The sequence below is a fragment of the Legionella rubrilucens genome (assembly GCF_001468125.1).
GTDB lineage: Bacteria > Pseudomonadota > Gammaproteobacteria > Legionellales > Legionellaceae > Legionella_C > Legionella_C rubrilucens.
This window is the reverse complement of sequence record NZ_LNYT01000022.1, coordinates 532,014-552,053: the sequence shown is the minus strand read 5'-3', so window position 1 is coordinate 552,053 and position 20,040 is coordinate 532,014. Positions and strand designations below refer to the sequence as shown.

Sequence of the window (20,040 nt, the reverse complement as noted above, 5' to 3'; positions counted from 1 at the left end):
CTATAAAATAGCATAAATGCCAAAAATCTCATAAACCCCTGAGCATGGGTGCAGGACTTTCAAAAAAAATCCCCGCCAGGGCGGGGATTGTCGGACTAACCCAGTAAGGTCCAGGCTTGAGACCAGGCAAGACCTACACCCGGCTCATAATAGGCGGCTGACTGCGTGCACCAGCCGGAATAAGGCCAGGGTTTGCACTGATAGCGTTTGTGATCAAGACGGCCTAAAACAATGGTACCGGCCGTGTACGTGCTGATTCCGTCCGGGTAGACCAAATCCGAACTGGTGGAAGGCTCGGTAAAATCAACCATCACGTGGTAGCTGCCCGTATCGGCATCGCTGAGATAAATTTTATTGGCCTGATTGGCTGCCAGCACCACCTGCCCGCTTTCCGGGTCGAGCTGACCAATACGCACCAGGGTAGATGAATTATTGACCACCGTCCCTAAGGCTAACGGCCACTGCGTCCCAGTGTGGTTGCTGTCATTGACAGTAATGCTGTTGCTTTCCACTTCCACTTCGTGTTTAAAAACCCGTAAAGTGACTTTGGTATTCACCGCAATGTCGCCAGTGCCATAAAAGTTCTCAAGTTCATGCCAGGTTGGCGCCTGCGCTGCGCCATCAATGAAAACATCGCTGCATCCATAAAACGCTTCAGGACTGTCTTCACGCTGCCAGATCATGTAAAAAATACGTTTTCCTGTCATGTTGGCAGGCAAAGGACAATCCATTTGGTAGCGGCCATTGGCCAGGGTCACGCTGGTGATCGTACAAAACGGGCTGGCTTCAAGATCAGACCATTTCAGCGGCGTATTGAAATCATAGCCGTCTTTGGTGGCGTAAAATTTGAAATACTTGGTCTTATGAGGTGCTGTCGCTACGAAAACGAATTGAAAATGACCGTTGGCGTCAGGATGCACTACGGAGGTGGTCCAATCGCTGCGCGCTAAATTAAATCCTTTAAAAAAATCCCTGCCGCCAGCACATAACTGTCCATCGGCGATCAATTCACGGTGCTGATCATTGGCCGCCCCCTGGTTCACCTCATGCCAGTTGTACAAAGGCTGCGTACCGCCTACCTGCACAGCCGCCTTACAGGCAGCGGACTTCGGGCTTTCCGGACCTTCCTTGTAGCATTGATAGGTTCTGGAAATGGGCGTTTCCAGCGACCCATGCGCGAACAGTGAAAAACTGGCCACTGCAAGACCAAAACTTCCTATTAATTTTTTCATTCTTTATCCTGTTATGAATTAAGTAAAGAGACAGGCGCCTCAGCGAGGCGCCTGCTTACATCAGTTACATACACCATTGATGACGCAATTTCTGAGGTCCGTGGCAAACCGGAAATTGTTACTTTGATCAAACGTCACTTCCCAGTTGAACACGCCCCCAATATTGCCATAGGCGCGGGGAGGAACATACGAGCCGCAACTGCTGCTGCCGGCCGTTGCGGTTTTCAGGCACTCAATGGCGCGCTTGATGGTGCTTGTCGGTATAACCGGCGAGCCGTCACCGCTGCCATTGGCATTGGCGGCCAGATAACCAATGACCACCTGCGAGGGATTGAGGTGGCTGATGTAGGGCTGAAACCCTGTGTTGCTGCCATTCGGTAATTGTGCCGGCCAGTTTTCCAGCAGATCGGTAGCCATCGCGACACTGAAATCGGGATTGCTGGTTGGCGTGGGACCGTAGCAAACCATGTCAATGCCGAACATGCAGCCGGTATTGTAAAGCTGAATACCAACCCAGGCTAAGGCATCATGTGTCTGCATAATGAGCGAAGCATAATTACCCCAGACCCCATCAAACCCGCTGGTTGCCGCGACATTGGCCGTTTGCGGCGCCATGGTAATCAGCAGATTAGGATTCTGGCTGTACATGGTATTGATGATGCTGGCTAAGACGGCGATGTCGCCCTGCGGGTTGGCAAACGTGCCGCCGCCATTCAACCCATGCTCGATGTCGATATCAAAGCCGTCAAACCCGTACTCGTCCATCAAGCCGCGAAGCGACGACATGAAGGTTTGTTTGAACGCATCCGGTGACGCGGCCGCCGTTAAAGCCTGATGGAAATCCACTGTCGTATTCGGCAGGCTGGTCAACGCACCACCCAAGGACAGAATGACCTTGATGCCTTTCTGATGCAGCGACTGGATATAGGGCTTGGTTACCGTATCAAACGCCGGTGTAATCTGGCCCGGATTACTGGTGCTGAACACTCCGAAAGCCACCATCATGTGGGTATAACCCGCATCGGCAAGCGCCTGCGCAGTCGGCGGCGTTTTCCAGCCTGGCAGATAGCCGATGATGCGCCCATTACTGACAGGGTTAGCCGTTAAGGTCACGGTTTCAATGGCATTCGCCGTGGCTGTCAGAGGCTGGGGTGAGAAACTTAAGGTGTAACCGGATACTGCCTGACCGGATACCGTGTAAATGACGCCATCAATTAAAGACACCACCGAAGAGCCACTGCCGTTCACCAAATCCACTGTCTGCACAATCGGTGCGGATTGGTTATTGGGGGTAAACGTAATCGTCAGTGTGGTTAATGAAGCAGGCGCCCCCTGGACATTCAAGGTCACTGAATCCTGTACCACCTGAACGCATTGATAGGTGAGGCTGGTGGTTGGAACAGTGGTTTCGCTGGCAATGACAGAAGCCGGCGTAAAGACAGGCTGGCACTGGGTATTGTTGAACGAAATGGGTGCTGTTGAAAACTGGTAGGACGCACCATTCTTCAATTGCGTTACCGTCGCCGAATTTCCCCAGGTCACGGTTTGCGCTTGCGAGGCGCCGGTTTGCGTATTGGTCAGTAATACCGAAGGATTTTCCGTATAACCTGTCAATTCAGCCGGCAGCGCTTGCAGATTGATGGCAATTTTTCCAGTCTGCGGTACCAGCGCGTAGCTGATTGTCGCATTGGCTGTCTGGTTAGCCGTAATGGCGACCGTGCTCGGAACAGCCGTACCCTGATAAACATGTCCGTCGGTGCCGGTGACTGTTTCAGCAGAGAGTCCATAGGAGCCGGCAGCAAGGCCGCTGATTAATTGCGTACCGTTCCAGGGAAGTTGCACATCCCTGACAGGCTGCCCGTTTAAGGTCACATGAACCAGCGCATAATTGTCAACCACATTCGCCGGTTTTGCCGCGCTGTTAGTTAACTGCAGGCTTCCAGTATTCACCGCTGTGCCCGAATACACATTCACCGTGCCTTCAACGTGACTGTCGGTAAAATCACCGTATTGAATGGTAATTGAGCTGCCGGCGGGGAGTTGGCTTTTGGCGCCAGGGAAGGTGGGGAAGTGCAGGGTCAATGTAGCCAGGTAATTGCCGCCTGGTTGCGGCTGGGAGCTGATATTCAAGGTGTTGTCAGGATAAGACAAAGGCCCGAAATCGCCCCAGAAAGAGGTATTGAGCGCGGTGGTCGTCTGAAATGTGACCGTTGAGTTTTGAAAATCAACCGCCTGCCCGCAACTGTTGGTTAATTTTAAGTTAATGGATTTCCAATGTTCGTTGCCTGTGGCAGTGAATTGAGAGGTAATGCAGGCGATGGGCTGAATGGTGGTCGGAGGAGGGGTAGAATACGCAGTGGCCGTTGAAATGGTAGTCAGCGCTCCCAAACCCAATAATAAGTATTTCATTCTCTCCTCCCTGTGATAATAGGATTTTTAATCTACCATAAATTTTCCTTATTTAACAAATAGGTAGATCAAAGCCTTTCTCATCCTGCTTATTTAGGAGAAGTATTTTTTATTTTCGGGAACTTTTGCTGAAAGGCCGTGTCTAACCCAGTGAGCATTTCCCCGAATGCTCATTCCCGCATTGCCCTCTTTTGCGGGAATGCGCTCTCTGAGCGCAATAACTTCCCCGGTATTTTTACCGGGGTTTTTTTGCTTTTAAAACCTGTCTATACTCCTCGTTAGTCATATGAAATTCTTCATGTTAAGGATAAATCATGCCGCGTATTGCCCCGTTCTGGCTGTTCGTACTATTGTTATTGCCGCTGACGTCACAGGGGGCCATACCTGATCAGACGCAATTGTCCGTCTGGGCCAATGAAGCCATTGTAGCCACCTATACCTATGATTATAAAAATTACCTGAATCAGCAGCGCGCCATTGCCAAATATTTCAGCGCGCAGGGATGGACGCAGTACAGTGCCGCGCTCAATGCCTCGGGTTTGCCGGAGGCCGTGCAGAAAAATGCCTATTTTGTCACTTCAGTGGCTTTGGCGCCGCCCACCGTTAAAGCCATCAGCGATCAGCAATGGCAAGCCGTGATGCTGCTGCTGGTGGTGTATAAAAATCCCCAGTATCAACAGAAGCAAACCCTGGAAGTCAGCATCACCTTCAGTCAGGCCCCCTCAGGGCAGGGGATCAGGGGATTAGCCATCAATACCCTGCAGGCTAAAATTAAAAAGCCAGCCTGCCGGTGCGACATGGAAGAGGAGGTTAACTCAGCCAGCGATAGCCCACAATCGTCAAATGGAGTGCAATAAAAAACAACAGCAGCAGAATGATAACATTCAGTTTCTTCGGCATTTCGATGTCAAGAACAGCCTGCTCGGGAGCCTCAGGATTGTAATAAACCTCGACGGTTTCATTACGCTCGAAAGCCATGGCTGCCCGATAGGCGACTTTGCGGGCATGTACACTGGAAAAGGTGGTGTGTGCGCTTTTCAACAGCAGGGATTCCCCAATGTATTCCCGCTCGTTTACCCAATAGGCATAGGTGATTTTCGGCCACAGCTGATGGCCTTCTTTCGTCCAGTTAAACTGAGTAATCTGACCGATGGTTTGCGGCCATTGAAGGCTCTTCTTCAGATGACGTCTTTCCTGCCAGAAATAAAAGAGCATACCCAGCAGGAAAAGCAACCAGATCAGATCAAGAACCGCATGTCCCAACACACCCATTGTTTTCCTTAATTTATGGCGCCTGCGACCCTTCGGGAGAGGGTGCAGACACGATGGCCGCTTTTTTGGCCCTTGCTTTAATGAGTAGGAAACCACCAACCACAAGCAAGGCAATCAAACCCACCGACAGCCAGGGCCGTGTCGCAAACCAGGCGATGGCGGTGACGAGAATCCACACTGAAAGTCCGAGCAGAAAGGCCACAAAACCCGTACCAAAACCAACCAATGTGCCCAAAAAGGGCAACACATCCGCTAAAACCACCAGCGGATTTAAAATCAGCGAAAAACCGCCAATCAACATGAGCAGTGTAACACCGCGAAGAAGCCAGGCCAGCAGAGTATTTTCTGATTGCGCCTGCTTAAACATCTGCTCAGGGGATTGCTGTCCGGTTTCCAGCAACAACACGGTTTCACCGGCAGGCGCCAGATAACCCTGCAGCGTGTTGCCCGTTTGTTGAGCCACAATACTGACTGACTGCGGGTAAACCGCATTGAGATTAATGCGTAAATCGCCGGGCTGGGGATTTTGTGGATCCTGCCCGAGATAAAGCTGGTCACCGTTGACATAGACCGGTTTGTTGTACCGGTTTTTCAGGGCATCGACATTCACCTGTTGTAAATCAATGGGCTTGCTGATGTCGATTTTGGTAATCAACGATTCCGGCAAGGAAAAATCCCCCACCTTAACATCGCCGGCGTATTGTTGCTGCGATGGAATGGGCATGGAAGAGGGGTTTTGATGCCCCTGCGGCTCTTTAAAGCGGCTGCTGTCAATGACGCTGTCTGACCAGGTCTTATTATAGGTGTAGGTCTTGATCGTTCGCTCCGAACCGCCCATCTGCGACTCGGTACGGGTTTCTGTTTTTTCCTGCCATTGGTACATCTCCACCTGGCGGTTGAGGCCTATCGCCGTTACCGTTATGCCCAGAACCGAATCCGTCAGCTTGTCTTTCGTCGTCGCCTCACCGCTTAAATAAACCACTTTCATGTTATTCTTTTCATCTATGGGAGCATTGGGTACTGAAACCAGTACCTTTTGCGCCTGCTCAAGCGACTGGGCTGTGTGCAGGCTATGCCTTTCATTCCAGAAAGACAGTGCAATGGCTGCCGCAATCAGCACAAAACCAATTAAAATACCAACCAGTGCGTCTTTAAGACGGCTTCCCCATGAGCGCGTGGTGATTTCTTCAGTCATGCAGGCTTTCTCCCTTAAGCGAATGAATCAGTGCTTTTTGCTCATGTACAAAATCGCTTGCGTCAACGCGTCATCGGAACAGTTTGTGGTCACCGATTCATTGCATAACCCATTGTGATGCATTAATCCCTTACCAATTTTAACATTGTAAAGCAGGTAATCCATCGGGGTTTTAAATTGTGAAGGGTTTTCTTTCGCTTTGACAGCCGCGCGTTCAAACACAGTGCCCCAGGCTTTTTCATCAAAAGCAGCCGGTGCTTTAACACCCCCTGCAAGATTCGGCGCATGACAGTTCTGACAGGCAGCCTCGTACGTTTTTTGTCCTAAATCATTCTCAGCCAAAACCAATGGGCTCATCGCCATGAACAAGACCAGACTCCATCCTCTGTACATATCCCTCTCCTTCTTTTTCTTTTATAATCAGTGTAGAGGGCTTACAGAAAATATTCCATGGCATCCAGAGACTGAATGAAACGGTTCGTTAAATCGCGTTCACGGATGTCGCGGCAATGGCCTGTTAATGCGCTATTTAAAGAGCCTGGGGGCAGGCAGCCAATCGCGGATTACCCCTAGAAACTGCATGATGTAAAGAACCAGCAGGGCTAAAAGAAACATGTTAAACAATAAATTAATCAAGGGGGCAATGACAACATAGCCATTCACCAGCCATAATAGCAAGGCGCAGATTAAAACCATGATGAATTGATTTGGATTAAACATGATCGCTGTCAGTCGTGTCCTTATGTTTAATTTTACGCCAATTATTCGCATTCTGTCATCCCTGCTTTACCCAACATAATATAGATATCACGGAGAGAATTATGACGAATCAAGCATCCGCTGCACCGGAAGGATACAGCACCATTACCCCCTACCTCATTGTCAACAATGCAAGCCAGGCCATTGATTTTTACAAGCAGGTTTTTGGCGCGGTAGAAGTGATGTGTATGGATAATCCCGACGGCAAGGTCGGCCATGCCGAACTTAAAATCGGCGATTCTAAAATCATGCTGGCCGATGAGTGCCCGGAGATGGAAATTCATGCGCCGGACAATTACGGTGGCTCCCCTGTCGGGATTCATGTCTATGTCCATAACGTGGATGCTACCCTGGGCGAGGCGATCAAGGCCGGCGCCACGCTCTCCCGTGAAGCAGCGGATCAATTTTACGGCGATCGCAGCGGGGCGTTTAAAGATCCATTCGGCCACACCTGGTATGTCGCCACGCATGTGGAGGACCTTTCTGAAGACGAAGTCAGACGTCGAGCCGCTGAATTATTCGGTAAACAATAGCCCATTGGCTTGGCTATACTAGATTTAAGGGCTGTTGGTCATGCTGCAACAGGGAAAAAGGGTCTTTTCCCTGTCCATGTTCATTGGCTGTACCTCTTGTTACCAAAACTGAACTGAGTATAATCATTCGCACCCCGTGCGAGAAAAGGAAGGAGTCACTATGATCGCAAAGACGCCGCTGCACGCCGCGCACCTGTCTTTAGGCGCCAGAATGGTTGATTTTCATGGTTGGGACATGCCGCTGCATTATGGCTCGCAACTCGACGAGCATCACGCGGTACGCAATGACGCCGGCATGTTCGATGTGTCTCACATGACCATCGTAGACGTGCTTGGCGCCGGTGGACGCCAATTTTTACGCAGACTGCTCACCAATGACGTGGATCAATTGCAGCACACCGGCCGTGCCCTTTACAGCTGCATGTGCAATGAACATGGTGGAATCATTGACGATCTCATTGTCTATCAACGCACATCCGATAATTACCGTCTTATTTTAAATTCAGCCACCCGCAATCATGATTTAAAATGGATTCGGGAAAAAAGCAGCGGCTTTTCCGTCGGCCTGCTTGAGCGTCCTGAGCTGGCCATGCTGGCCGTGCAGGGTCCCAATGCCATTGCCAGGGCCTTGAGTGTATTAACGCCTGCGCAAATCGATGCCATCTCCACCTTAACCGGCTTTGAATGCGTGGATGTCGATGATTATTTTTTTGCCCGGACCGGCTATACCGGTGAAGACGGCCTGGAAATTGTTCTGCCAGCCCGGCAAATCGGCCAGCTCTGGGACGCCTTACTGAAGGCCGGCGTCAAACCCTGCGGTCTCGCGTCACGCGATACCCTAAGACTCGAAGCCGGCATGTTGCTTTACGGTCAGGACATGGACGAAACCACAACCCCCCTGGAATCCGGCCTTGCCTGGACCATTAAATGGCAACCTGAAGACCGCGATTTTATCGGCATGGGCGCCTTATTATCCCAAAAGCAACAGGGGCTTAAGCGCAAAATGGTCGGCCTTATCCTTAACGACAAAGGCATTATGCGTCCAGGTCAACGGGTCGTTGTCCATGGCCACACCGACGGCGTCATCACCAGCGGCACTTATTCCCCTACGCTGGCACAATCCATTGCCTTAGCCCGTGTCCCTGTTGAAACCGGCGATGAGGTCATGGTGGATATCCGCGGCAAACTGATTCCCGCCCAGGTCACCAAACCCCGCTTTATCAAGCAGGGCAAACCAATCTGAGGTCATGGGCAAGGCTTGTATTAAAAAAAGGAAGAAGAATGAACGATTTAAAATTTACCCAGACCCATGAGTGGTTGAAACAAAATAACGAAGAAATGATTGTGGGCATTACCGATCATGCCCAACAGTTGCTGGGCGACATGGTGTTTGTGGAATTACCCGAAGTAGGGGATGAAGTCAGTGCCGGTGAGGAGCTCGGCGTAGTTGAATCGGTAAAAGCCGCTTCGGATTTCTACGCCCCCTTAAGCGGGACGGTCATTGCCGTAAATGAGGAAGTGAACAGCAATCCTGCCCTTGTGAATTCCGATCCTTACGGTGCAGGCTGGCTGGTCAAAATGAAAGCCAGCAATCCGGCCGAACTGGAGAACCTGCTCAATGCCGAACAATATCAGCAAGAGATAGCCGAGGATCATTAACATGCCTTATACACCGCATACGCAAGATGACATTCAGGCGATGCTTAAAACCATAGGCGACGCCGGTATTGAAAACCTGTTTGATGAAATCCCAGCCGAACTTCGTTATCAGGAGTTAAAAAATATTCCTCCGGGGCTGAACGAGATGGCCATGCTGAGGGAGGCTCATCACCTGGCCTCTAAAAACAGCAATGCCTGCTGCTTTATCGGCGCGGGCTGTTATGAGCATCACATCCCCGCCGCCGTCTGGGACATTACCTCGCGAGGCGAATTTTTAACCGCCTACACCCCCTACCAGGCCGAAGCCAGTCAGGGAACGCTGCAGTTATTGTACGAATACCAGACCATGATTGCCGAATTGACGGGCATGGATGTCGCCAACGCGTCCATGTATGACGGGGCAACAGCCCTGGCAGAAGCCGTGCTCATGGCGGTACGCATTAACAAGCGCAGTAAAACAAACCGTATTCTCGTGGCCGGCACGGTTCATCCCTTTTATCGTGAAACCCTGGAAACGGTGGTTCGCAATCAGCACATTGAAGTGATTACTCTGCCTTTTGACGACCAGCAGGGGATTACGCCGCTTGCTGCGGTTGAAAAGTACAATCACGAGGACATCACGGCGCTGGTGATAAGCCAACCCAATTTCTTTGGTTGCCTGGAAGAAGTGGATGAATTGTGCGACTGGGCTGCTGAGCATCACGTCATCAGCATAGCCTGCGTCAATCCGGTGTCGCTGGGTTTATTAAAATCACCGGGCGAATGGGGAAGCAAAGGGGTTGACATCGTCTGCGGCGAAGGCCAACCCATGGGATCGCCCATGGCTTCTGGCGGCCCTTATTTTGGATTTTTCAGCACCCGCCTGGATTACGTACGGCAAATGCCTGGACGCCTTATCGGCAGAACAGTCGATAAGGATGGAAAAACCGGCTTCACTCTGACCTTGCAGGCCCGCGAGCAGCACATCCGTCGCGGCAAGGCCATGTCGAATATCTGTACCAATCAGGGCTTGCTGGTTACTGCAGCCACCATTCACATGAGTCTGCTTGGTCCGGATGGACTTCATCAGGTCGCATTAAGTTGTCATCAGAATACTCAGGAACTGGCCGCCTCCCTGTGCCGCGTCCCTGGGGTAGAACGGGTTTTCTCCGCACCGTTCTTCCATGAGGTCCTGCTGAAATTCAATCAGCCGATCGATGACGTGCTCCATGCGCTTTATGCGCGGGGAATTGCCGGCGGTTATCCCGTAGCAAGCCATTACCCTGCGTTGAAGGACACCTTGCTAATCTGCGCCACCGAAATGCGTACTCCTGAGGAAATCAAACAGTATGAAGAGGCGTTAACCCAAATCCTGAGTAAGCGAGGCAGCTGATGTTTATTGTGCAATTGACGTATAAAACTCCGATTAGCGAAGTCGACAAATACCTGCAGGCGCATCGCGAATTCCTTGATTACCACTACAAACAGGGCCTGTTGCTGGCTTCAGGTCCCATGGTACCCCGCACCGGCGGCATCATTATCGCTGCCACAAAAAACCGGGAACACCTGGAAGAGGTGTTAAGACAGGACCCTTATTATCTGGCTGAAATTGCTGACTATAAAATCATTGAATTTACGCCCGTTAAGCACCGTGACGAATTAAAGGCGATCATTCAAAATTCGGAGGGAAAATTATGTTGATTTTTGAGCGTTCGCAAACGCATCGGCAAGCCACCGCGCAAGCCCCTGGACCGCAACAACCGGCTCAAGACATCCCGGCCCGATTTTTACGTAAACAGTTGCCCCGCTTCCCCTCCTGTTCCGAATTGCAGGTGGTCAGGCACTACACGCGCCTGTCGCAGAAAAATTTTTCAATCGATACGCATTTCTATCCGCTTGGGTCCTGTACCATGAAATACAATCCCCGTGGGGTTCACAAGGCTGCAACGCTCCCCGGGTTTAACAATCGCCATCCGTTGGTACCGGCAGAAAACAGCCAGGGATTTTTACAGGCGCTCCATGAGTTGCAAACCTATATCGCCGAAATTACCGGCATGCCCGGCGTATCCTTAACCCCAATGGCCGGATCCCAGGGGGAATTTGCCGGGGTCGCGATGATTAAAGCTTACCATCAATCGCGCGGCGATACGGCAAGGGATGAAATACTCATTCCTGAAGCAGCCCATGGCACAAACCCCGCTTCCGCGGCAATGTGCGGTTTTAAAGTAGTTGAAATTGAGACATCCAAAGACGGCGATATCGATCTGGACGTATTAAAAAGCAAGGTTGGTCCGCGCACGGCCGGAATTATGTTAACCAACCCCTCGACGCTCGGACTGTTCATGCGCCAGATTAAAGACATTGCCGCAATAATCCACCAGGCCGGCGGGTTATTGTACTATGATGGCGCTAATCTTAACGCCATTCTTGGCAAGGTTCGCCCAGGCGATATGGGCTTTGATGTCATGCACTTAAACCTGCATAAAACGTTTGCAACCCCGCATGGCGGCGGTGGCCCGGGTGCAGGTCCTGTCGCGGTAGGCAAGCGTTTGCTGCCCTATTTACCTCTGCCGATTGTTATGAAAGAGCAGGATCAATACCGCTGGGCAACGCGTGCCGATTACCCGCAAAGCATCGGCCGCCTCTCCACCTTCATGGGCAATGCCGGTATTCTGCTGCGCGCTTATTTTTATACCCGGATACTGGGTAAGGAAGGCCTGTCGGAGGTGGCTGATCTGGCGACCCTGAATGCCAACTATTTACTGGCTTCATTAACCAAAGCAGGATTTCAGGCAGCCTATCCTGGACGACGCGCGAGTCATGAATTCATCTTAACCCTAAGTCAGGAAAAGAAAAATTATGGCATTACCGCCATGGATCTCGCTAAACGCCTGCTTGATTACGGCTTTCATGCACCGACAACCTATTTCCCGCTTTTGGTGCCGGAATGCCTGTTAATTGAACCGACGGAAACCGAATGCCGTGCTGAACTCGACAGTTTTATTGCAGCAATGCAGGCTATTCGCGATGAGGCACAGAGAAACCCGGAACTTGTACGAAACGCACCGCATACCATGCCGGTTAAACGTCTCGATGATGTTCGGGCCGCCCGTGAACTGGATTTGAATTTTTACAGCCGGGAAAATTAATTCCCGGCGGCATGGAATCTTTTTGTTGAAAACCGATAGAAACTCTTTATTTGTCGATTATACTTAGCTTAGATGCGGTAGAAAAAATTGATGGAGCCAGTTCTGGGAACTTTATTTGCGCGACAAGAGATTTTTAATAGTTCCGGCACGGTATGCGCTTATGAATTGCTGTATCGTGATGGCGACAGCCTACACGCCAATCTTAGCCCGGCCAATTCCCTGGAGGGCGATAAAGCCACCTCCTTTGTTATTTCACATTTATTTGCTCACCTTGATCTGGAATTGATTATTGGCAGTTACCCTGCCTACATTAATTTCACACGTAAACACCTGATTGAACAAATCCCCAAATTATTGCCCAGCAATAAAATTGTCATTGAAATCCTCGAGGACACCTATGTGGATGAGGAGTTGATCGGGGTTGTTCTCACGCTGGCCAAACGCGGGTATAAATTTGCACTCGATGATTTTGTCTATAAAGACGAGTTACTGCCTTTAATTGCCATTGCGGATGTCATCAAAATCGACGTGTTGAATTTATCGGAAGCGGAGGTCATTGAGCAACTGACGCGGTTAAAAAATTTAAAATTCAAAGGCAAACTGCTTGCTGAAAAAATTGAAACCCGACAGCATTTTACCCGTTGCCAGGAATTGGGCTTCCACCTCTTCCAGGGTTATTTTTTCAACCGCCCCGATTTAATCCACGGTGAAAAAATTTCGGAAAACAAAACCCATCTTTTGCGCCTGCTCACCGAACTGCATAATCCCGACATTCACATGGAGCGTGTGGAAGAAATCATTCTGCAGATTCCCAAACTAAGCTACCGTATTTTAAGACTGGCCAATTCCGCTGCCCTTTACGCAGGAAAAAAGATTGACAGCCTGCTGGACGCCATTCAACAACTGGGGCTTATTCAAATCCGCGACTGGATTAGCCTGTTACTCGTTTCAAGTCTCGATGATGTCGCCCACAGCGTGCTCGAACAAACCTTGATTCGTGCCAAAATGTGTCAATCGCTCGCCCGGCAAACAGGGCTTGCCGCACCGCATCAGGCGTATACTGTGGGTATGTTGTCGACGTTAGATGCGATTTTAAATGAACCCATGCCCACCCTGCTTGCCAAAATTTCGTTAAGTGAAGAGTTAAATAAAGCCCTGCTGCATCGCAAAGGCGGTCTAGGGCAGATTTTGTCAGCCGTTGAATTTTATGAACGCGGGGAGTTTGAAAAACTGAGGGATTTCAATTTTCCGCAGGATAGTTTCATTTTCGCCTACCTGGATGGCATTGAATACTCCAATCACGTGATGCAATTGCTGGATTAACCACGTTAAGCGACACAACATCTTGGATAATAGTGAAAAAATTGCCGCCTTCAGGCAAAAACACTTTGCCTCTTAAAAAAAATAAGTTATAACAGATTAACCCTGTATCAAGGATTGACAGGTAAGTGGGCAGCGTCTTAAGGATGCTGGCAGAACGATTTCATGGAGTGAAGAATGAATAATAAAGTATTCTCACAACGTTTCAATCGTGAATTGGCGTTGTTGGATTTTCCAGAAGATATAACAGAAAAAACCAAGGCAGTAGCTAAAGTGTTCGGTGTGACCCGCCATTTGGCCAATGCCATGCTCTTTGGACACTTGCTGCCTTCTCCGGAGCAATTAGACAAAATTGCTGAAATTCTTGAAGTTTGTCCGCAATGGCTAAGCGGCGCTACCGATCGCAAAAAAGCGTATTCCGGCAGAGAAACGGCGGAGACCGAGTAGTTTATAAGCTTTTGCGGTATACTTGCAGGCAAGCCTGTGATTCGCCATGAATCACGGGTTCTGTTGCCATTTTGAGACCTTATTATGGAATGCCTAAGTTATTGTATCGGTAATACCATTGATCTGACGCGTCTGGATCATCACTTTAAAACAGCCCTGGTGGGTTATTCATCCGTTCGTTCCCGCGATGTGTTGAGGCTCAGCCCCATTGACGCCAATACCTACACCCTGTTTGTCTTTAAAAACGGGACGGTGGTTTCCTGGGGAATTAAACGCCATCGCATCCGCAATTACCTCGATACCATTAAACTGTTTGTCGACAAGCCGGTGCCCTTTCGTGTGCGTGATGAGTTCAGCTATCAGATCGGCGACCGAACCGCCATTGAGCCGCATGATTTTTTTGATGTGGATTGCCTGATCATCGAAGGCGACAACGAAGAACTGAAGCTCAGCCTTTCCTATGGTTTTTCACAATCGGTCAAATTGCAGTATTTTGAAACGGTCATTGAAGCCTTGATTGAGAAATACACCCCCATGATCCAAAGCATTTCCAACAAAGGCCAGATGCGGATCACCCGCAATCAGATAAGGCAGGTGATTGGCGAAATTTTAGGAACCATTACTGAAATGAATTTAATCAGTAATTTCCTCTACCATCCCAAGTATTTCTGGCAGCACCCGACCCTTGAAGAATACTACACCATGCTGGAACGCTACCTTCATATTCAACGGCGGGTTAATGCCTTGAACCATCGTCTGGATACCTTAAACGAAATTTTTGATATGTTTAACAGTTACCTGGAGAATCGCCACTCCCATGGCCTGGAAGTGATCATTATTGTTTTAATTACCATTGAAATTATTTTCAGCGTATTAAATCTCCACATCTGACATTGCCAAGCCCTCTGTTCCTTGTGTACGATTGCGTTTTACCCCACGTACCCTTAAACCATGGAAAAAGCCAAAAAGGATGTTGCTTCGGTTTCGATCACCACTGAAGTCATTGCCGGTATAACCACCTTTCTGACCATGGTGTACATTGCCTTTGTCAATCCAGCCATTCTGCATGAAGCCGGCATGGATCAGGGTGCTGTATTCACTGCCACCTGTTTAGTCACCGCCTTTGCCTGCGCACTCACCGGCTGGTGGGCCAACACCCCCATTGGCGTGGCCCCGGGCATGGCATTGAACATCTATTTCACCTACAGCGTGGTGCTCAGCATGGGCATTGACTGGCCGCATGCACTGGCCATGGTGTTTATATCCGGGCTTTTGTTTTTTATTGTCAGCCTGACGCCCCTCAGGCGTCTGCTGCTTGAAGCCATTCCGCAAAATCTGCAAATAGCCATTCTCATCGGCATCAGCCTGCTCATTGCGCTCATTGCCTTAAAGAGCAGCCAGATCATTGTCAGCGATGAACACACCATGATGCGCCTCGGTGACATCACGCGCCTGGAAAGCCTGCTTTTCTTTCTTGGCTTTCTGCTGATTCTCATTCTCGATTATTATAAAGTCCCTGCGGCCATCATCATCAGCATTCTAGGCATCAGCCTCTTAAGCCTGCTCGTCGGACTCACGCGTTGGCAGGGTATTGTGGCCTTGCCTCCCTCCATGAAGCCGACTTTCCTGGCGCTTGATTTTTCAGGCCTTTCATCCATTGCCGCCATCAAAGCGACCTTTACCTTTTTTCTCATTGCAGTCTTTGATGCGACCGGCACCCTGGTTGGCTTGCTGAATCAATCGCTGTTTAAAGAGGAAAAGGATTATCCGCAACGGTTAAGCCGCAGTTTAACCGCCGATGCGGCCGCTTCAACACTGGCTGGTGTGCTGGGTTCCGCGAGCACCTCCCCTTACATTGAGTCGGCCGCCGGTATTGAAAGCGGCGGGCGGACGGGCCTTACCGCCATGGTCATTGCCGTCGGTTTTCTTTTGATGCTGTTTTTCTTTCCTTTAGCACAGATGATCCCAAGCTACGCAGTAGGTCCTGCCTTGCTGTACGTTGCCTGCTGCATGATGAAACATGTCAATGAACTCACGCTTTCTGATCTCACGGAAACGGCCCCCTGCATGCTGACCATCATGATGATTCCGTTCACAGCGTCCATTGCGGATGGCATAGGCAGCGGTATTATTTTTTATACGGTGCTGAAATTAATCACACGACAGAAAATCAATGCCTGGGTCGTTGTCCTCACTCTGATTTTTGTGTTGTTTTTTATCATCAGTTAAGCGTTCAACTGGCTATAGCGGGCAAGAGCCCGAACTCGCGCTGCGTTATGTTCCACCAGCGGTTCAGGGTAATCCTTTGGCCGTTTCAACGCCGGCGCATTCCAGGGTTGATGAATCCACTGCTTATCAAGGCCGCCTAACTCTGGCAACCAGCGGCGTACGTATTCCCCCTCCGGATCGAATTTCTCCCCCTGAAGCACGGGGTTAAAAATACGAAAATAAGGCGCCGCATCCGCGCCGCTGCCAGCCACCCATTGTCAACTCGCCGAATTATTGGCCAAATCGGCATCCAGCAGCGTAGTCCAGAACCAAGCAGCGCCCAAACGCCAGTCAATGAGTAAATGCTTGGTGAGGAAGGAAGCAGCAATCATGCGCACCCGATTGTGCATGTACCCTGTCTGCCATAACTCCCTCATGCCGGCATCAACCAGAGGATAGCCGGTTTTCCCCTGTTGCCAGACTTTCAAACCGCTTTGATCATGATTCCAGGCAAAGGCATCGAACGCGTCTTTGAAATTGCGCTCGGGCAACCCGGGAAAATGGTAGAGCAGATGATAGGAAAATTCTCGCCATCCTAACTCGGACAGAAAATGGTCAACGGATGCCCCATCGCAGGCGGGATCCGTACGTGCCTGCTCAATGGCCCGTCCAATTTGCCAGGGACTTATTTCACCGAAATGAAGGTGCGGTGAAAGCCTGGAAGTCGACTGAGCGAGCGCAGGCTGATTGCGTCGTTCTTTGTATCCCTGCAAACCCTGGTCAATAAAGGTTCCCAGCTTTTGCAGGGCACCTTCTTCCCCTGGCTGCCAGAAATCGCTAAATCCCGAGGCCCAATCGGGTTTTGAAGGCAGCAATTGCCAGGCTTCAAGCGGCTCACTGCTCACCCCAGCCACCGGCTTTGGCCAGCGGCTAATGCTTGCCGGCACAGGCAGGTTGATTTGTTTTAAGCTTTGCTTCCAATAGGGGGTGAAGACTTTAAAATAACCCTCGCTTTGAGTTTTTACTGTCCAGGGCTCGTTAAACAGACTGCCATTCATGCTTTCAACATGAACTCCCATGGCCTGCAGCGCTGCTTTAATGACGCGATCGCGTTCGATGGCCGCTGGTTCGTAGCAACGGTTCCAGTAAACGTGATCAATCTGAAAATCACGGATCAGTTGTTGAAGCAGGGGCAGTGGGTTACCCCGGCGAAGATGCAGGGTTAATCCCTGACCTTGCAATTGCTTTTGCAGCGATGTCAGACTATGGTGCAGCCACCAGTGCTGTGCGGCGCCCAAATCAGGGTTTTCTTCATCCAGAAGATAGAGAGGCAGAAGATGGTCATGCTGGCAAGCTTTGACCAGGGCCGGGTTATCGCGGCAGCGTAAGTCTCTTCGAAACCAGATTAAAGCCTTCGACATGTTTTTTCTTATTGACCCGTAAGGAGAAATACCAGCATCATACTATAATGATTCTTGCCGCCAAACGCCATGAACAAACCGATTTCCCTGCATCGCATTGTGTTACCCGGACTGCTTGGCAATATTCTGGAATGGTATGATTTTGCGCTTTACGGCTATTTTGCCGCGACAATTACCCCCTTGTTTTTTCCCAATGATAATGCCACGCTGGCTTTATTGACCACCTATGCCGTCTTTGCTGTCGGCTTTATCATGCGGCCGCTGGGTGCGGTCATTTTTGGCTACATAGGCGATAATTACGGACGAAAAACAGCCCTGTCGTCGGCGATTCTGCTGATGGCCATTCCCACCACCCTCATTGGACTGCTGCCGGATTATCAACAAATCGGCATGGCAGCGCCCTTACTGTTAATTGTCTGCCGGCTTCTGCAGGGCCTCGCCGTAGGCGGTGAATTCACCGGCTCCATTGTTTATCTACTGGAACATGCGCCTCCAGATAAAGGCACGTATTATGGATCGCTGGCCATGGCCTCGGCCTTTTGCGGTTTGCTGCTCGGCTCAGCCACTGCGGCCGTGACCGATTACTTTACCGCCCCCTGGGCCTGGCGGGTTCCTTTTCTGTTCAGTCTGCTTCTTGGGGTAATTGGCCTGTATCTGCGCCATCACATGCCGGAATCCCCGGTGTTTGCCGAACTGCTGGCTGACAAAAAGGCGCAGAGGATCACGTTTGCCCATTTGTTTAAGAATCATCTCACCACCATGATCCAGGCCATTGGTCTCGTGATGCTGCCGTCAACCGGTTTTTATTTGTCATTCCTCTACTTAGCGACTTACCTGCATCATTTTTACCACATTCAATTGCCCCATACGCTGACCATTAATACCTTAACGCTGGCCGTCATCATTGTCTGCTGCCCGATCATCGGCCATGCGGCGGATAAAATTGGCCGCTATCGGGTGTTGATGATGGGGGCACTGGCGTTCATGCTGCTGTCTGCACCGCTTTATTACTGGCTTGGCCGCACAACAACCAGTGCCATTGTCATTTCCCAGATTCTTTTTGCTGTGATGGTGACCTTAAGTTATGCCGTTATCCCTGCGGTGCTGATGGCCTTGTTCCCGCCGGCCCTTCGCTACACCGGCCTGTCGCTGACGTATAATCTGGCCAATGCCCTGTTTGGAGGAACCAGTGCGTTCGTGGCCACTACCTTGGTCCATTACACAGGCCTTCTCATCATGCCCGGCGTGTATTTAAGCCTGCTTGCGGCGGTGACCTTCGGCATTATCCTTTGGCAGCGGGCGAATAGGCCCCCGGTTTAGGGACCCTGGCATACCAATGCGGTATCATTGGAAACGATGAGCGGCGGTAAGCTGCCGTTTAACTGGTAATGCCTTACCCGCTCATTTAACAGCGACCCCGGGGTGTTCAGGCAGGCGATTTCTTTCGGGGTGAATGAATCTGTCGAGCCATTAATCCAGTGCAATAATTTTCTGGCCGCGGTCAGAGCAGGGTTCTGGCTGCAAAAGAAAGGACTGTTTTTGCCCTCCTGGATGATCTGGCGCAACTCTTTTTTTAAATCGGCCATGGGCGTTAAATGAAAACTGGCATTGAAGGCCTCGGGTGAAACCGTAAACAAGGCAATCAAATCAATGGGCACAGCGCTTTCAGGGTAATCAAACTCAATGGCGAATGTTTCAGCGAGCAGGTGAATCATCATTTCAAGAATAGCCGCACTGCCGCGGACGCAGGGCATGGCATGAGCTAAATACCAGATGATTTCCTTTAACACCTTGCCGTTGCCCTCAACGTGGTCCACATCAAGCTGCTGGTAAAGGCCTTCTAACCGTTCAAAAATGGCCTTCAATTGCGTTCGCGGTGTATGCACCAATCCATACCAGCCAATGGGTGTTTGCCCTTCAACGCCAGTGACGGTGTAAAAACAGGTCAATTGCAGGCCATCATGCTCAAGATTTAAATAATTAACGGCCTTGATATCCTGCTCCTGTTTCGCGCCTAACAGAAGATAAGCAAGACCCACGCTTTCATGATCTAAGGGCAGGCATTGGCTTAATGCCTGATAACGATTCGCCAGGCAGGGGAAAAAACTGGCATACCGCCCGGCTCCTGGATGAAGCAGGGTGATCGGGGTGTCAATGTATTCGCAGTGCTCATCGCGCAGAATACCCAGGTATTCAAGCGACTCCTGCTGCAGGGTAACCGCGATTTGATGCCTGGCATCGGCAAGAAAGCGGTACAGCGTCATAAAGGAAGGTTTTCCTTTTTTGAAAAGGGCCTTTGCCGCAGCAATGGTTTCCTGTTTTAATACTTGCCAACTGTCCTGCTGTTCAGGATTCCAGGCATTGGTTAATGAGTTTTGTTTTTCCCACATGATTTCGGCACAAAAAAAAACCAACATTGTACAGGTTGTCTAACCATTAGTCATGTGTATTTTCCTT

General features: G+C 50.3%; 19 protein-coding genes and 1 pseudogene. 12 read left to right on the top strand and 8 right to left on the bottom strand.

Going from position 1 to position 20,040, the window contains the following annotated elements:
• Positions 1-95: 95 nt before the first annotated feature.
• Positions 96-1,232: a lytic polysaccharide monooxygenase gene (locus tag Lrub_RS14295; RefSeq protein ID WP_058532765.1), complete on the bottom strand. Its 1,137-nt coding sequence runs from the start codon at positions 1,230-1,232 to the stop codon at positions 96-98.
• A 60-nt stretch (positions 1,233-1,292) separates the two neighbouring features.
• Positions 1,293-3,641, bottom strand: coding sequence for a glycosyl hydrolase family 18 protein (locus tag Lrub_RS14290; RefSeq protein ID WP_058532764.1), 2,349 nt, complete (start codon positions 3,639-3,641; stop codon positions 1,293-1,295).
• Between the two features lie 314 nt (positions 3,642-3,955).
• Between Lrub_RS14290 and Lrub_RS14285 the strand changes: the two genes are divergently transcribed.
• Positions 3,956-4,498 carry a DotI/IcmL family type IV secretion protein gene (locus Lrub_RS14285; RefSeq protein ID WP_058532763.1) on the top strand — a complete coding sequence of 181 codons (543 nt, stop codon included), beginning with the start codon at positions 3,956-3,958 and terminating at the stop codon, positions 4,496-4,498.
• Here Lrub_RS14285 and Lrub_RS14280 read toward each other — a convergent pair.
• The 4 genes from Lrub_RS14280 to Lrub_RS14265 form a co-directional block, all read right to left on the bottom strand.
• Positions 4,452-4,913, bottom strand: a complete 462-nt coding sequence (locus Lrub_RS14280; protein ID WP_065235778.1) for a DUF3592 domain-containing protein — start codon at positions 4,911-4,913, stop codon at positions 4,452-4,454. The two genes, Lrub_RS14285 and Lrub_RS14280, sit on opposite strands and share 47 nt — an antisense overlap.
• 13 nt (positions 4,914-4,926) lie before the next feature.
• Positions 4,927-6,108 carry a TMEM43 family protein gene (locus tag Lrub_RS14275; RefSeq protein WP_058532762.1) on the bottom strand — a complete coding sequence of 394 codons (1,182 nt, stop codon included), beginning with the start codon at positions 6,106-6,108 and terminating at the stop codon, positions 4,927-4,929.
• 27 nt (positions 6,109-6,135) lie between these two features.
• On the bottom strand, positions 6,136-6,501 hold the full coding sequence (locus Lrub_RS14270; protein WP_058532761.1) for a c-type cytochrome: 366 nt from the start codon (positions 6,499-6,501) through the stop codon (positions 6,136-6,138).
• Positions 6,502-6,633: 132 nt separating this feature from the next.
• The gene (locus Lrub_RS14265; protein WP_058532760.1) at positions 6,634-6,828 is read right to left on the bottom strand and encodes a hypothetical protein; all 195 of its coding nucleotides are present in this window, start codon (positions 6,826-6,828) and stop codon (positions 6,634-6,636) included.
• Positions 6,829-6,929: 101 nt separating this feature from the next.
• Between Lrub_RS14265 and Lrub_RS14260 the strand changes: the two genes are divergently transcribed.
• From Lrub_RS14260 to Lrub_RS14215, 10 genes are all read left to right on the top strand, one after another.
• The gene (locus Lrub_RS14260) at positions 6,930-7,400 is read left to right on the top strand and encodes a VOC family protein (RefSeq protein WP_058532759.1); all 471 of its coding nucleotides are present in this window, start codon (positions 6,930-6,932) and stop codon (positions 7,398-7,400) included.
• 160 nt (positions 7,401-7,560) lie between these two features.
• Positions 7,561-8,643, top strand: a complete 1,083-nt coding sequence (gene gcvT / locus Lrub_RS14255) for a glycine cleavage system aminomethyltransferase GcvT (protein ID WP_058532758.1) — start codon at positions 7,561-7,563, stop codon at positions 8,641-8,643.
• Between the two features lie 38 nt (positions 8,644-8,681).
• Complete coding sequence (gene gcvH / locus Lrub_RS14250; RefSeq protein WP_058532757.1) at positions 8,682-9,059, top strand: glycine cleavage system protein GcvH; 378 nt, start codon at positions 8,682-8,684, stop codon at positions 9,057-9,059.
• Position 9,060: 1 nt separating this feature from the next.
• A complete protein-coding gene (gene gcvPA / locus Lrub_RS14245) occupies positions 9,061-10,431 on the top strand; it encodes an aminomethyl-transferring glycine dehydrogenase subunit GcvPA (RefSeq protein ID WP_058532756.1) in 1,371 nt (456 codons plus the stop codon).
• Positions 10,431-10,739 (top strand): YciI family protein, encoded by a 309-nt coding sequence (locus Lrub_RS14240; RefSeq protein ID WP_058532755.1) that lies wholly within the window; start codon positions 10,431-10,433, stop codon positions 10,737-10,739. Before gcvPA ends, Lrub_RS14240 begins: the two co-directional genes overlap by 1 nt.
• Complete coding sequence (gene gcvPB, locus Lrub_RS14235; RefSeq protein WP_058532754.1) at positions 10,733-12,187, top strand: aminomethyl-transferring glycine dehydrogenase subunit GcvPB; 1,455 nt, start codon at positions 10,733-10,735, stop codon at positions 12,185-12,187. The genes Lrub_RS14240 and gcvPB overlap by 7 nt, the downstream gene beginning before the upstream one ends.
• Positions 12,188-12,277: 90 nt before the next feature.
• Positions 12,278-13,510: an EAL and HDOD domain-containing protein gene (locus Lrub_RS14230; RefSeq protein WP_058532753.1), complete on the top strand. Its 1,233-nt coding sequence runs from the start codon at positions 12,278-12,280 to the stop codon at positions 13,508-13,510.
• A 174-nt stretch (positions 13,511-13,684) separates the two neighbouring features.
• Positions 13,685-13,954 carry a hypothetical protein gene (locus tag Lrub_RS14225; protein ID WP_058532752.1) on the top strand — a complete coding sequence of 90 codons (270 nt, stop codon included), beginning with the start codon at positions 13,685-13,687 and terminating at the stop codon, positions 13,952-13,954.
• Between the two features lie 84 nt (positions 13,955-14,038).
• Entirely contained in the window at positions 14,039-14,845 is an 807-nt protein-coding gene (locus tag Lrub_RS14220; RefSeq protein WP_058532751.1) for an RMD1 family protein, read from the top strand.
• A gap of 60 nt (positions 14,846-14,905) precedes the next feature.
• A complete protein-coding gene (locus tag Lrub_RS14215) occupies positions 14,906-16,183 on the top strand; it encodes an NCS2 family permease (RefSeq protein WP_058532750.1) in 1,278 nt (425 codons plus the stop codon).
• Here the strand turns inward: Lrub_RS14215 and Lrub_RS14210 are convergent.
• A pseudogene (locus tag Lrub_RS14210) lies at positions 16,180-17,583 on the bottom strand (cryptochrome/photolyase family protein). The gene Lrub_RS14215 and the pseudogene Lrub_RS14210 overlap by 4 nt on opposite strands.
• 69 nt (positions 17,584-17,652) lie before the next feature.
• On the opposite strand from Lrub_RS14210, the gene Lrub_RS14205 reads away from it, so the two are divergent.
• Entirely contained in the window at positions 17,653-18,903 is a 1,251-nt protein-coding gene (locus tag Lrub_RS14205; protein WP_058532749.1) for an MFS transporter, read from the top strand.
• Here the strand turns inward: Lrub_RS14205 and Lrub_RS14200 are convergent.
• A complete protein-coding gene (locus Lrub_RS14200; RefSeq protein ID WP_058532748.1) occupies positions 18,900-20,000 on the bottom strand; it encodes a hypothetical protein in 1,101 nt (366 codons plus the stop codon). The genes Lrub_RS14205 and Lrub_RS14200 overlap by 4 nt on opposite strands.
• Between the last annotated feature and the right edge of the window lie 40 nt (positions 20,001-20,040).